This window comes from Polaribacter cellanae (genome assembly GCF_017569185.1).
GTDB classification, from domain to species: domain Bacteria; phylum Bacteroidota; class Bacteroidia; order Flavobacteriales; family Flavobacteriaceae; genus Polaribacter; species Polaribacter cellanae.
In genome coordinates this window covers 1,174,783-1,188,531 of record NZ_CP071869.1, presented here as the reverse complement: position 1 = coordinate 1,188,531, position 13,749 = coordinate 1,174,783, and the positions used below count along the sequence as shown (strand labels likewise).

7 protein-coding genes are annotated in these 13,749 nt (G+C 30.5%); 3 read left to right on the top strand and 4 right to left on the bottom strand.

Going from position 1 to position 13,749, the window contains the following annotated elements:
* Window positions 1-5: 5 nt before the first annotated feature.
* The 3 genes from J3359_RS05390 to J3359_RS05380 are packed head-to-tail and all read right to left on the bottom strand — an operon-like array spanning window position 6 to window position 5,432.
* Window positions 6-647: a hypothetical protein gene (locus tag J3359_RS05390; RefSeq protein WP_208079711.1), complete on the bottom strand. Its 642-nt coding sequence runs from the start codon at window positions 645-647 to the stop codon at window positions 6-8.
* Window positions 648-685: 38 nt separating this feature from the next.
* Complete coding sequence (locus J3359_RS05385) at window positions 686-2,227, bottom strand: RagB/SusD family nutrient uptake outer membrane protein (protein WP_208079710.1); 1,542 nt, start codon at window positions 2,225-2,227, stop codon at window positions 686-688.
* Window positions 2,228-2,243: 16 nt separating this feature from the next.
* On the bottom strand, window positions 2,244-5,432 hold the full coding sequence (locus tag J3359_RS05380) for a SusC/RagA family TonB-linked outer membrane protein (RefSeq protein WP_208079709.1): 3,189 nt from the start codon (window positions 5,430-5,432) through the stop codon (window positions 2,244-2,246).
* A 254-nt stretch (window positions 5,433-5,686) separates the two neighbouring features.
* Here J3359_RS05380 and J3359_RS05375 point away from each other — a divergent pair, with 254 nt between their 5' ends.
* On the top strand, window positions 5,687-9,784 hold the full coding sequence (locus tag J3359_RS05375; protein WP_208079708.1) for an ATP-binding protein: 4,098 nt from the start codon (window positions 5,687-5,689) through the stop codon (window positions 9,782-9,784).
* Window position 9,785: 1 nt separating this feature from the next.
* Here J3359_RS05375 and J3359_RS05370 read toward each other — a convergent pair whose 3' ends face one another.
* Complete coding sequence (locus J3359_RS05370) at window positions 9,786-10,631, bottom strand: AraC family transcriptional regulator (RefSeq protein ID WP_208079707.1); 846 nt, start codon at window positions 10,629-10,631, stop codon at window positions 9,786-9,788.
* 372 nt (window positions 10,632-11,003) lie between these two features.
* Between J3359_RS05370 and J3359_RS05365 the strand changes: the two genes are divergently transcribed.
* Together J3359_RS05365 and J3359_RS05360 are read left to right on the top strand one after the other, a co-directional pair.
* The gene (locus J3359_RS05365) at window positions 11,004-11,960 is read left to right on the top strand and encodes a dihydrodipicolinate synthase family protein (protein ID WP_208079706.1); all 957 of its coding nucleotides are present in this window, start codon (window positions 11,004-11,006) and stop codon (window positions 11,958-11,960) included.
* Between the two features lie 205 nt (window positions 11,961-12,165).
* Window positions 12,166-13,749: an aldehyde dehydrogenase (NADP(+)) gene (locus J3359_RS05360; RefSeq protein ID WP_208079705.1), complete on the top strand. Its 1,584-nt coding sequence runs from the start codon at window positions 12,166-12,168 to the stop codon at window positions 13,747-13,749.

The window sequence follows — 13,749 nt, the reverse complement described above, 5'->3', positions numbered from 1 at the left end:
AAATTTTAATTATTTTTATAGTTGAATAAAACATGTGTACCCTGCAATACGTGAACAACACCATTTATGGTTGTTATATTAGATGTTCTAACCAAAACACTTTCGTCGTCTGAATTCTCATCATCCCAATCATTCCACTCATTACCTACTTTATAAGTATAATAAACATATTCTGGAAAGCTTTCTAAATAACTAGTATAATTTTCAACAGGTTCTAAAGAAATTCTTCTTTCATCTCCATTAAAGGCGGTTAATATACTCCCTTCTTTTGTCATATTTTCTCGTTTTATTTTTCCATTAAAAATATAACTTCCCATATATTTTTTTAAAGTATCTATATGAATATCGTTTACGGTAAATGTCGCTTCTGGATCTGTTTGTCTCATTTTTGCTAATACAGCGTTTACATATCTTTTAATGGATGCATTGTTGGCGGCAAAAAGAGTTGTTTGCTCATTTACTTTATTTTTCATTCCTGCTTTTTCTATTAAAATTGCAAGCGTATCTAATTGTTTGTGAGACTTTAGAAAATCGAAAGTGCTTAGATTTACATTTCCATTACTTAAACCACCATCAATCATTTGTTCTTCACTATTACAAGCGTATAGCGAAACAAGTATAATTACTATTAACCATGTATTTTTCATTGTTTTATTTTTTATTGTTGACTGTTTCATCATCATTTTTATAAAGATCCTCTCCAAAATTCTGTTTGAACAATAGAAGGATTGTTGGAAATTATTGATGGAGAAATTGGCCAAAAATATCCTTTTTTGGCAATTCTAGTTTGAGTCATCCAAGGAACACCTTCGAAATAATTCATTCGAATACGATCGTAAGCCGATTTTCCTTCTATAACAAATTCGATAGAACGTTCTTCAAAAATGGCTTTAATCAAGCTTTCTTTGTCCATATTTCCTGTATAGTTAGGTACATTTGCTTTACTTCTTGTTAAATTTAAATCTGCTACTGCGTTTGCAGCTTGGTTAGATTTTGCAAAGGCTTCTGCTCTAATCAGGTGTACATCTGCCATTCTGTAAAGTAGAATATTTGACTCTGTAAATAGTGCATACGCATCTTTAGAATCTGTGTCTTGCGAGGTGTGTGAATATTTTAATGGAAAAGAATTTTCATCACTCTCGTAATCATAGAAAAATAATTTTTTTCGTATATCATTTGTTCTGTCAGGATCATTAGCCATCATTTTTTTTCCATAAAAATCTGGATCTATTATTGGAGATGTACTTGTATTTTTATTTTTCCAAATAGGAAAATTTAAAGTTAAACCAGTGTAATGATTTCCGCCGCTAGAAATACGAAAAGATTCGTTCATGCTAGAATTCATATTAATTTCAAACAAAGCTGTTTTAGACCCTCCAATACACATATTATCAAAACCTTCTTTGCCTTCCGCTACATAATCTATAAGTACTGCACCACTATTATTAATAACGTTTGTTGCTGCATTAATAGCTGTTTTTAACATTTCTGGGTTATCATTATCTCTAGCAGCATACCAAAGTGTAAGGTCTGCTTTCAATGCTTCTGCACTTGCTTTATTTGCTTTTATAGCCCAGTTTGTAGAACCTGGTGACGAATAATCTAAATAATTTATTGCTTTATTAGTTGCTTCTAAAGCAAAGTCTAATACTTCTAATTCGTTAGATCTTGGAATTCTTAGTACAAATCCGTCGCTATTTATTAATTGATTTGAAGATTCTATAGATTCATTTACAATAGGAGCATCTCCCCAGACACGTGCAATCCAAAAATAAGAAAGTCCTCTAATAAAAGCGGCTTCTCCGATAATTCTATCTTTTTCTTTTTTAGAAGTAAATAAGTTATTTGGCATTTCAGAAACGTATTTTTCTATAGTTAATGCCCAGTTTGCAGCTCTATATAAATTTTTCCAATTTCTAGTATCTCCTCTGTAAGGCAATACATAATTTCCACTGTTTTCTATGTAATTGCTAATCCAATCTCTACTGTTTATAAAAGTCATCGCAGGAAGGTCTCCCCAATAGATAAAATTTGCGTTTTTAGTAATTGCATTTTTAAACGTTGCATAGGCGCCTGCTAATGCTTGCTCTGCGTTTGGTTGACTGTCCCAGAATACATCTGGATGTGTAATATTTACGGGTTCTTGATCTAATATACTTGTGCAACTAAAAGTAGCAAACAAACCTACGATCATTATAAGAACTGTATATTTTTTAATGTTTTTCATCTTTGTTTTTTTTAGTTTAAAATTTTGCATCAATACCAATAGAAAAAGTTCTTGCTTGTGGGTATCCATTTCCAAAAGTATACCCTTTAGCATTTACCAAAGAAGCATCTACAACAGCTTTGGAACGTTGCCACATATATGGGTTTAATACAGATCCATAAATACGTAAACGGTTTAAACCAATGTTTTTCATCCAACTTTCTCCAGAAAACGTATACCCAATAGAGGCATTTGTTATTTTCCAATAATCTCCACTTTCAATCCATAGAGATTGGTTTGGTCTAAATCTATAAAAAGCACCTAAACTTCCAACAGCAGGATACAATGCAGGGAAACGAACTCCAGCAGCACCATCTCCTGGTTTGTCCCAGAAAGTATGTGCGCTTAAATCTGCCAAACCTTTTTCTGCCCATCTATTTCCTCCTCTATCATAACTATTCATATAACTATTTAAAGTGGAGTTAAAAATATCTGCCCCAAAAGAGAATTGGCTGTACATTTGTAAGTACCAAGCTTTGTATTTTAAATTGATGTTAAAAGAACCTTGAATATCTGGAATTGGAGAGAATTCTCTTGATAATTGATAATCGTGAGTTTCATTTAAAATATAATCTCCGTTTAAATCTTTCCAAATAGGAAATCCTGGCTGTATCTTTGCCCAAGCAGATTTTCCTGCAAGTGGTTCTCCTGTGTAAGGGTTTACCGGTAGTTGATTTAAATCATCTAAAATATAATCGTTTGTAAAAAACTTGTATAAATTAAGCGGTCTACCCACAACATAACCATAATCTCCAGACTCTCCAATGTAATCTCTATTTCCATTTGGTAAGTTCGTAACATAATTTTCGTTTCTACTTAAACCAATATCAAAGGAAAGGCGTAGATCGTTTGTTCTTGGAAAAATATGATAAGTAAGAAAAGCTTCCCAACCATAATTTAATACCCCTGCAATATTTGATTTTGCTCTATTGTAACCAGAATATCCAGGAAGGGATACGTCAAACAATAACTTATCTGTTTGTTTGTGATAGGCATCGAAACTAAAGTTTAGTCGCCTGTTAAACATGTCTAATTCTAATCCAATATCCCATTGTTCGGAATTTTCCCAGGATAGTTTTTTATTTCCAATTTGATTATAGTTTGGAACTACTCCTGTTGTACCTGCATAAGAAGAAACATTCATTTGATTGGTCCAATAAGCTGCACCCCCATATCCTAAATTATAGGCGCCAAATCGTAAGAAATTTTCTCTAAATTGTTTTCCGTTAATCCCCCAAGTAACTTTTAATTTTGCAAAATCTACAAAGTCAGATAAAATTGGTTTTAAAAAAGGCTCGTCTGAAAAAATCCAAGCTAAAGAAGCAGAAGGGAATTTTGCCCAACGAACATCTGTACCAAATCTAGAAGAACCATCGATACTAAAGTTTCCACTAAAAATGTATCTCTCTTTATATTTATAAGTAGCTCTTGCAAAATAAGATAATAAAGCGTTGGAATTAATATCTGAATATCCAGAAATTTCGTCTTTTGTGTATCTACTATTAATCACTTTTATAGCATCACTACCAAAGCCTACTGCAAACGTTCCTAAATCTTCGTACTGGTTATAATCTATTTTATTCCCTAAAATTGCTGAAACTTCATGGTTGCCTCCAAAGTTTTTAAAATAACTTAAATACAAATCAGAAGATAAATTTTGACGGTTGTATAGTGTGTAGCTTGCAAAACCATCTTTATTTGTTCTAATGGTTGAAGGTTCATAAAAGTTCTTTTTAATACTACTATAAACGTAGGTTAATTGCGAGTTTAAAGTTAAACCATCAAAAAGATCTAAAGTAGCAAAGTTAGAAAAGGTAGATTTAAATTCCTTGTCCGTATTTAATTTATCTGTTAACTCTCCTGTTAAAGACTTTCTTTTTTTATCACTAATGGCGAATAAGGAGGAATTTAAATTCGTTGGACTAACAGGCAAGGTAGCATTTAAGTTAAATGAACCTCCATAAGGGTTTCCTTGCCCTGTTTGGTTATCTGTAATAGATGCCAATATTCTAAATTGATTTCTAAACTTAGAACCTACTTTAAAATTTGTATTTGCGGATAAATTGTAACGTTTAAAGCCTGTTCCTTTTAGAACCCCTTCAGAGTTTAAGTAACCCAAAGAAAACCTGTAGTTAGATTTTTCACTACCTCCACGAACACTTAAATTATACTGCTTATTGGTACCAGGTTGGTAAAACATTTTTTGATAGTCCACATTATTGTTAAACGCTGGGTTTAAACTGTCTGAAAGAACCATTGGAACCTCATTACCCTGTACTTCTCTAGTTAACCACCATCTATCAATCATTTTCCATTTAGCATTTCTTTCTGCAGCACCCAAAAGCATAGGTACTAAATTCGGTTTTGGAGATACACCTGTAACTGCAGAAAAAGAAAACTCTGGCTTGTCTAACGCTTTACCTCCTTTTGTAGTTATAATAATAACCCCATTTGCTCCACGTGAACCATAAATTGCTGCTGCAGAAGCATCTTTTAATATATCTATACTTTCTATATCATTTGGGTTTAAAGAAGCTAAAAAATCTACATTAGAAACATTATACCCTGCCAAATCCTCTAGAGAAGTCTGGACACCATCAATAACATATAGTGGGTTGCTAAATGCTGTGTTTGCATCTAACTGACCAGAAAGACTTGTATTTCCACGAATAACTAAAGATTGTCTTGCTCCAGGAGCACCACTCATAGTAATATTTTGTACGCCTGTAGATTGGGTTGCTATTAAAGAAGAAACTGTTACTACTGGTATATCTTCAATTTGTTTGGCGCTAATGCTCGTTACAGCACCTGTAACATCTTTTTTTCGAACTTTTTGATAACCAATAAGTACAATTTCATCCAAAGCCTCTGCACTAGGTTTTAAGATAATGGTAAGGCTATCTTTCCCAGAAATAAGAACCTCTTTTTTATCGTAGCCAATGTAGGTAACTATAAGAATATCTGTTGCTTTTGCATTGATTTTAAAATTTCCGTCAAAATCGGAAGAAGTACCTTTCTTGGATTTTTTGATTAGAATAGAGGCTCCCAGCAATGGTTCTCCATTTTCATCTATAATTTTTCCTGATATTGTTTTAGTTTGACCACTTACTGTATAAGTGATTAATAATAAAACAAATAGCAAGTTTTTAAGAAAATGTTGTTTCATAAATTAATTGTTTTGAGTTTAGTTGATTTGTGCCTAAAAAAATACTAACTCTACAAAGTTGTTAAGATTTAACATAATTTTAAGTAGGTTTATTTTGCTAATCCAGTATGTATTTTCTTCAAATTAAACAAAAAACAATTTTACCTACGTAAAATGATTAAATTGTAACAGTCTTCTGGTTTTTTCAAAAAAAAACAATCGAAAGAATCTATTAATTATTTATATTAGAGTTATCGTTTAATTTATGTTGCTCTATGAAGTTTTTTTTAAAAAAAATATTAGTTACTTTTTTTTTGTTTTTTGCGAGTCTTACATACTCCCAAGAACCAGTTAATTTTAAAAAGTTAGATAAAATTTTTCAAGGAAATTCTAAAATTGAAGAAGATTATTTAGGGTATTTATGGATTACTTCTAACGAGGGGATTTACAAGTTTAATGGTTACGAATATCTATTTAATTCATACGATTCGATTTTTACTAATTTCAAAAAATCGAATCAGAAATTATTAATTAAAAAAGACGATAAAAAAAATATGTGGCTCTCTTCTTTAAATGGAGAGTTAATTAAAATAGATACTTTAAATCAAATAAAAAAAAATAATAACGATGTAGCATTTAGTAAAAGAAAAATAGAAATTACTACTATTGCTCCTTATAATAATGAAGTTTGGTTTGGTTCGGAAGAAGGCTCTCTTTTTAAATATAGTTATAATTTAGAAAAGATAGACAGTATTACGAGTTTACCAACAAGTAATAAACTGGCATTTAAACTTACAAATATCGAATTTGTCGATAATAATAATTTTTGGGTTTCGACAAACACAGGGAAAGTTTACAAGTATACTATCGATAAAAATAAGCTAGAACAATTAAAATTGCCTACAACTCTCGAGGCTTCATATTTAAGAATAGCAATAGATGGTAATAAAGATTTATGGATAAGTTCCGATAATGGAAGTGTTTATAAATATAACAGTAAAGAAAAAAAATATAAAGAATTTCTTCTAAGTTATAAGAGTAATCCTGTTAAGAGTATTTCAAATGAAAACTTTAATATGATTATTTCTTTTTTTTATGATGTAAATGGATTTATTTGGATAGGTACAGATGGAGATGGTTTATATAAAATTAATGTAGAAACTGGTAAATTAACACTCTTTAAGCATCAAAAAAACAATAGATTTTCTATTAGTAATAACTCTATAACATCTATTTCTCAAGATAGAAATGGAAATTTGTATTTTCTTGACAAGACTGGTCTGATAAATATTTTAACGAAACCAAATAATAATATAAAATACTACCATGGTTTAAAAAATAATACACCAACCTCTGTTCTTTCTATTTTTAAATCTTCGGATAAATCTATATGGTTAGGTACAGATGGAGAAGGTTTGAATAGAATTTTAAAAAATAATGAGAATATCCATTACAGTATTAATGAAAAAGGGAAAAGGTTCTTTAAAGCAAGATATATTCAAAGTATAGAAGAAAATCCAAAAGGGCAAATATGGTTGGCATCTTATTTAAACGGGCTCTGGGTTTTTAAAGACGGGGGTTTTTCTAAAGTAAGCACACCAAATGAATCTGGGAAAAATAATGAAGAGATAAGATTCTTATTTAAGGATTCTAAAAATAGAATTTGGAGTACTTCTGAAACTTCATTTAATATATTTTCAGAAGAAAAAGAATTGCTGGCCACTTTCGATTATAATAGTCATGGTCTAAAAGGAATGTATTCTCATGGAATAGTTGAAGATAAAAATGGAGATATTTTTGTTGTAGTAAACAGTGGTGGTTTATTTAAATTTAATGAAACTAAAATATTTAAAGATTCTTATTTTAAGCAAATTCTGTTTAATAATAAGATACAAGAAAATTTAAAAAAGATTAACATTAAATCTTTAACTTTAGGAAACGATAATTCTTTGTGGTTGGTGTTGTACCCAGGAGGTCTTTTTAATTATAATATCGAAACAAATACTTTTGCCTCTTACGAAAATGTAGAAAACTTAAAAGATTTGGTAATATTTTCTGCAATTCCAGATGGAGAAAATAAACTATGGTTAGGAACTAAAAAAGGAATTCACAAATATAATTTTAAAGAAGATATTATCGAATCTTTTTATCAATCTGATGGATTACATGGAGATAGTTACAATAAAAGAAGTGTTTTTAAAGACAGTGAAGGTTATATTTATTTTGGAGGAGAACATGGAGTAAATGCTTTTTTACCTGAAAAGCTAAATAAAGGTATTTCAAAAGCCAAACTTTTTATTAATTATCTAGAGATCTTAAATAAACCAGCCAATGAGATTATAAATAACCAATTAAAAAACGGATTAGAAAATCTAGAAAGCTTAGATTTAACAGCCAATCAATCTTCTTTCTCTTTTCAATTTTCTGCGATAGAAAACATTACAAACCCCAATTATTATTACGCTTATAAGTTAGAAGGTTTTGATAAAGATTGGATTTTATCAAAAAAAGATAGAATTGCGACCTATACAAATATTCCTTCTGGAAATTATACTTTTAAAGTAAAAGCAGGTTCTAAAAAAGGAATTTGGGATATCGAAACAAAAGAAATAAATCTAATAATAAGACCATATTGGTGGAAATCGACATTGGCGTATTTTATATATGCCTTTCTTCTTCTCTTTGTTATATATGGTATTTTTTTGTGGTTTCGATTAAAAAAAAGATTAATCGAAGAAACATTACATAACAATCAAGAAAAAGAAATTTACGCCGTTAAAATGAATTTTTTTGCAAAAATGTCTCATGAAATTCAAACTCCTTTAACCTTAATCTTGGGACCAATTGCAGACATGTTAAAAAGAGCCGATTCTAATGGAAATACCCTCTTAAAACAACGATTGCAAATAATTAGTAACAATGCAAACAGGCTTTCTAGAATAGCCACAGAATTAATGGCTATCAGAAATAAAGAACTGGGTAGGTTAAGGGTGTATGCATCAGAAAATGATTTGATAGCACATTTAAAAAAAATATCGTTATCTTTTTCTGAACAAGCAAGGTTTAAAAACATCGATTTTATTCAAGATTATCCCAATAAAAAAATATTTGTTTGGTACGATTTAGATAAAATAGAGCATGTCTTGTATAACTTATTATCCAATGCTTTTAAATTTACACCACCAGAAGGAACAATAAAGGTCTTTGTAGAAGAACATAAGAAAACAATTAAAATTTCGATATCAGATTCTGGACCAGGTATTCCAGAAAAAGATTTAAAAGATATTTTTAAATTATTCTATCAATCAGATTTAGGTAAAAGTAGAAAAGGAACAGGAATTGGATTGGCATTAACCAAAGAGTTAATTAATATTCATCATGGAAAAATAAAGGTAAAATCATCTTCAAAAGAAGGAACAAAATTTAGTATTTCTCTTTCTATGGACGAAAATGTTTTTACTCCAGAAGAAAAAGTAAATTTAGATAAGAACAACTTATTATCAGAATCTTCCGATAATGATTTCGATTTGTTAAATAAAGATTTAATTAAAAAAAACATAAAGGAAGGAGATAAAAAATTTACCTTATTAATTGTGGAAGATAATGTAGAAATGCAAATTTTTCTAAAAGATATCCTTACAGAAAGCTATAACTTATTTATTGCAGAAAACGGAAAACAAGGAGTTGAACTTGCAGAGAAAAAGAAGCCAGATTTAATAATTAGCGATATAATGATGCCAATTATGGATGGAGTAGAAATGTGTTCGATTTTAAAGAAAAAGAAATCGACATCTCATATTCCTATAATTTTCTTAACCGCAAAAAACTCAACCTCTATAAAAATCGAAGGCTTAGAATCTGGAGCCATTGAGTTTTTAAGAAAACCCTTTAATTTCTACGAACTAACTCTTAAAATTCACAATATTTTAGAATCTCAACAACAAGTAATCTCTAGATACAAATTAGATGTAATTAGTACTCAAGAAAAAAATGAAATACCTTCTAAAGATGCCCAGTTTTTACAGAGTTTAGTAAAAGAGTTAGATAAGAATATAGAAAACCCTGACTTTAAATTAGACGAGTTATCTAGAACATTAAATATGAGTTATTCTGTAATTTATAGAAAATGTATAGATATTACAGGAAAAACATTGGTCGAATTTGTAAGATCTAGACGTTTAAAAAAAGGAGCCTTATTAATCGTAGAAAGTGGTTATAATGTTTCTGAAGCCGCCTATATGGTTGGTTATAAAGATTCTAGATATTTTACAAAATGCTTTAAAGAAAATTTCGGTAAAACACCCAAAGCATTTAAAACAGAATCTAAAAATACCGATTTACAAGCGTTTTTAAAGAAATATAAACTCCATTAATTTAAGAATTGTAATTTTTTCGATAATTAGAAGGACTCATTTTTTTGATACTTTTAAAATGCCGATTAAAATTAGAAATATTTTTAAAACCAGAATTATAGGCAATTTCTGCCAACGTAAAATCGGTATTTGAAACAATTAATTTACTTGCATTTTCAATTCTTAATTCATTTAAAAAACGAAAATAGCTTTTATTTGTCCTTTTTTTAAAATATTTACAAAAAGCATTTTTTGTCATCGAAGCAACACTTGCAATTCCGTCTAAAGTAATTTCTTCCGTAAAATTATTCATGGTAAACTCGAAAACAGCTCGCATTCTTTTTCCTTCTACAGCTGTATATTTTTTTTCGTAAACAAAAGAAGACAAGCTCTCGTATTTTAAAGAAATCGTTTGTTTAAGAAGTTGTAATAATGTAATAAATCGCTCTAATTTAGAAGCAGTTTTCAGCATTAAAAAAAGTGTTGAAATATTTTTATCAGAAATTATTTTAAAACCATGTTTTGCTTGTTCAAAAAAACGATTTATTTCATTCAGTTCTTGCAAATCGAAAAAATCATTTCCAAAAGAATCTTCCGTAAAAAAGAGCGTAATCATATGAGACTTCTCTTTTAAATTTTCCGAGCTTTTAAAAACATGAGGTAAATTACTGCCTAAAACCAAAACATTTCCAGCTTCATAATTATTAATCCTATCACCAACAATTAAAGTTCCTTCACCTTTTACGATAAAACTTATCTGAATTTCTTTATGTTGATGCAGTTTGTTATAAAAAGAAAACTCAATATCCTCTTGAAAAACAAGCGCATCATTTTCGGGTTTTGGTATTTGAAAAGGAAGTACTTTCATTTTTTGATAGGTTTCGAAAAAAAATAATTTAATAGCTATAGGTTTTAATCCAATGAAAATTGTTTAGATAAGGTAGAGTCTTTAGTTAATCTTTTTTCAGAGCGACTAATTTGGGCTAAAGCCATTTGTGTCTATATTATTCTTACCAGCTAAAGCTGGATGCAATTGAAGTGATTTGATTCGTTAAAAAATAAAACAATCAATAACTAAATTCATCTCACAAATATATGCAAATAATAACCTAAATAGTGGTTTTTATTAATTTTATGGATAATATTGTATTTAATTTGGATAAAAGGAAATTAACTTTCAGCTTTAATTCTACTGTAAATTTGTAAAAAGAATTTATAAATACACAAACTATAATAATTTATGAGTATACAATGGAATGGAGTAATGCCAGCCGTGTTTACATGGCTGAAAGAGTCAAAATCTGGCGCTCTTGAAATAGACCATGATATAACACAAAAACAGGCCGCAAGTATTTTAAAAATTCAAGGAAAAGGAGGAAGCAACATGAGTGGACTTGTAGGTTCTGGTACTTTAGGTGAGAATAGCTACCTGAGCACCAAACAGCGTCTTTCTTTACTTAAATCACTTTCTGAGGTTGCTAAAGACTACAAAGTTCCATTAATTAGTGGAGCTGCAGCAGAAACTAAAGAAGAACTGGCTAAAATCGTTGAAGGACTTGCAACAGTTGGAGTAGATACAGTTATGGTTATGCCACCAAAAACAAAAGCGATTCCTTCAGAAAAAGAAATGTATGAGTATTATGCACTTTCTGAAGCAACTGCAAAAGATGTAGGTGTAACAATTATGCCTTATAACAATCCTGATGCAGCTGGTTATCATGCGCTCTCAACCGAGCTTCTCTTAAAACTTTCTGTTCTTCCTAAAGTAACTGCTCTTAAAATATCCACTATAGATGTTTCAATTATTGAAACATTGATGTTAGAAAACAAAGATTTAAAAGTTTTGGCAGGAGTAGATACAGTTACTGTATATGCAGGACTCGCTGGAGCAAGTGGTGGTATTACAGGTGTAGGTACGATCTTTCCAAAAGCAAGTGTTACTATGCAGGAATATGTTGTAAATGGAGAATGGGCTGAGGCAAATAAAATTTCTCAGGCTTTAAATTCCTTATCGTATCTAGATGCGCAGCCACTACTTATGGAATATCTTAAGCTTGCTATGGGAATACATCACAATGATATTGCTGGAGGGTTGCGTACCTTTGGTAAGAAATTAACTCAACAGCAAATTGATGATGTGAATGCAAGATATATTTTAGCAAAAGAAAGACTTGAAGTTTTAGATTTAATAAGTTGATCCTTTCAAATATTTAATAATTTGTAGGCTTCGTTTTACAGATTGTATAATGTAGACTTTATAACACGTTTATCATAACTCTAAAAATGGTTATGAGAAAAGGTTTTTCTTTTCAATATAGTATTGCAAAAATATCTACGATCAAAAAAAAGTAGCTTACAAATGAGTAAATTTTAAAAAAAAAACATTTAAAAAATAAATAAAGATGATTACAGGAAAAAACTATATAGGAAATACAACCACAGCAAGCGGAAATAAAACATTTAAAACATTTAATCCGCAAAAAAATACAGAAAACGAGTGGACATTTACAGAAGCAACTTCTGCAGAAGTAAATAAAGCTTGTGAATTGGCAGCAAATGCTTTTAAAACCTATTCTAAAGTTTCTGGTGCAAAAAAAGCCGAGTTTTTAAGAGCAATTGCAACAGAAATAGAAAACTTAGGAGAAGAACTACTAAATGTTTATTGTTTAGAAAGTGGTTTGCCAGCAGGAAGAGCAGGAGGAGAAAGAGGAAGAACTTTAGGTCAATTACGCGCTTTTGCAAATCATGTGGAAGAAGGTAGCTGGGTAGAAGCAACCATAGATACAGCACAACCAGATAGAGAACCAATACCAAGAGTAGATTTAAGAAAAATGAATGTTTCTTTAGGACCAGTTGTGGTTTTTGGAGCCTCTAATTTTCCGTTAGCATTTTCTACAGCTGGTGGAGATACTGCAGCAGCATTCGCAGCAGGTTGTCCTGTAATTGTAAAATCGCATCCAATGCATGCAGGAACTGGAGAATTAGTTTCATCTGCAATTATAAAAGCAGCAGAAAAAACGGGCATGCCAAATGGTGTTTTTTCAAACTTAAATAGTAGTGGAATCGAAGTAGGACAAGAATTAGTGCAAAACCCTAATATAAAAGCAGTTGCCTTTACAGGAAGTTTAAAAGGTGGAAGAGCCTTATACGATTTGGCAGGAAAAAGAGACGAACCAATTCCAGTTTTTGCGGAAATGGGAAGTATAAATCCAGTTGTTATTTTTCCAAAAGCGTTGGAAAATAGAGCGTTAGCTATTGCAAAAACGTACGCAGGTTCTATCACTTTAGGAACTGGACAATTTTGTACAAATCCAGGTTTAATTTTAGGGATAAAATCAGCAGGATTAACCAATTTTGTAAATACGTTGGCAGAAGAAATTGTAAATATAGAACCTTCTTGTATGTTGCATCCAAATATCGCAGGTGCTTATGAGAAAAATAAAGAAAAAGCCTTGTCTCAAAACGGAATTGAGGTTTTAGGAGCACATTCAGAAAATGTGCAACCAAATTTTGTAAAACAGGTAGTTACCACTGTAGAAGGGAAAACATTTTTAGAAAATTCAACATTACATCACGAAGTTTTCGGTCCTTATTCTTTGGTGGTTCAGTGTAAAGAAGAAGTCGAATTAAGAGAAATTACATCAAAATTAGAAGGACAATTAACAGGAACTGTAATTTCCGATGATAATGAAATTAGCAATTATATAAATATAATTCACGAATTGGAAAACAGAGTAGGACGAATTATTTTCAACGGAGTTCCAACAGGAGTAGAGGTTTGCGCTTCTATGTTGCATGGTGGTCCATATCCAGCATCTACAGATAGTAGATTTACAGCAGTTGGTGTAGATGCTATAAAACGTTTTGTAAGACCTTTTAGTTTTCAAGATTGGCCAAATAATTTGCTTCCAGCAGAACTTAAAAACGAAAATCCTTTAGGAATTTTAAGAACTGTAAATGGAAAGAAAACAACAGATGAAATTTAA

Bases quoted from the DNA above. Each gene is read 5' to 3' on its own strand.
- J3359_RS05390 (WP_208079711.1), bottom strand. From the start codon at position 647: ATGAAAAATACATGGTTAATAGTAATTATACTTGTTTCGCTATACGCT.
- J3359_RS05380 (WP_208079709.1), bottom strand. From the start codon at position 5,432: ATGAAACAACATTTTCTTAAAAACTTGCTATTTGTTTTATTATTAATC.
- J3359_RS05370 (WP_208079707.1), bottom strand. From the start codon at position 10,631: ATGAAAGTACTTCCTTTTCAAATACCAAAACCCGAAAATGATGCGCTT.
- J3359_RS05375 (WP_208079708.1), top strand. From the start codon at position 5,687: ATGAAGTTTTTTTTAAAAAAAATATTAGTTACTTTTTTTTTGTTTTTT.
- J3359_RS05365 (WP_208079706.1), top strand. From the start codon at position 11,004: ATGAGTATACAATGGAATGGAGTAATGCCAGCCGTGTTTACATGGCTG.
- J3359_RS05360 (WP_208079705.1), top strand. From the start codon at position 12,166: ATGATTACAGGAAAAAACTATATAGGAAATACAACCACAGCAAGCGGA.
- J3359_RS05385 (WP_208079710.1), bottom strand. From the start codon at position 2,227: ATGAAAAACATTAAAAAATATACAGTTCTTATAATGATCGTAGGTTTG.